At 74.5% G+C, this 702-nt stretch carries 1 protein-coding gene; it reads left to right on the top strand.

The window, feature by feature from the left end:
* On the top strand, nt 1-702 hold a 702-nt coding region (locus tag AC2W7J_RS18615; RefSeq protein ID WP_485984292.1), incomplete at both ends, for a phosphopantetheine-binding protein.

Below are 702 nucleotides of genomic sequence, written 5' to 3'. Positions count from 1 at the left end.
GCGGGCACGCCGACCTGCTGCGCGAGCGGATGCCCGCGGCCCTCGTGCCGCGCCTGGCCGTCGTCGACGAGCTGCCGACCCGTACCTCCGGCAAGGTCGACCGCGACGCCCTGCCGTGGCCCCTGCCCACCTCCGGCGACACCCCGGCGAAGGGGGAGCTCGGCGAGACCGCGCAGTGGGTCGCCGGGATCTGGGCCGAGGTCATCGGCGCCGACGTCGGCGACCCGAGCGACGACTTCTTCGACCTCGGGGGTGGCTCGCTCACCGCCGCGCAGGTCGTCAGCCGGCTGCGGGAGAAGCACCCCGAGACGACCGTCGGCGACCTCTACGCCCACCCGACGATCGGCGACCTCGGCGCCTGGCTCGACGAGGCGATGGCGACCTCGACGATGGTGCGGACCAACCGCAAGGTCCGCCCGATCCGCACGAAGACCCAGGTGGCGCAGCTCGTCGGGATGATCCCCCTTCGTGCTCTGGCCGGCATGCGCTGGCTCGCCTGGATCATGCTCTGCTCGACCCTCGGCCACCTCGCGCTGCCGTGGCTGCCGACCTTCCCGCTGTGGCTCGTCGTGCCCATGGGGCTGGTCTTCCTCACCGGCCCCGGGCGCATGCTGCTCGCCGCGGCCCTGGCCCGCCTCGTGCTGCGCGGGGTGACCCCGGGCTCGCACCGCGCGGCGGCAAGGTCCACCTGCGGCTGTGGCT

Source organism: Janibacter sp. CFPM2_SD2 (assembly GCF_057364645.1).
This window is presented reverse-complemented; position numbering and strand designations above follow the sequence as displayed.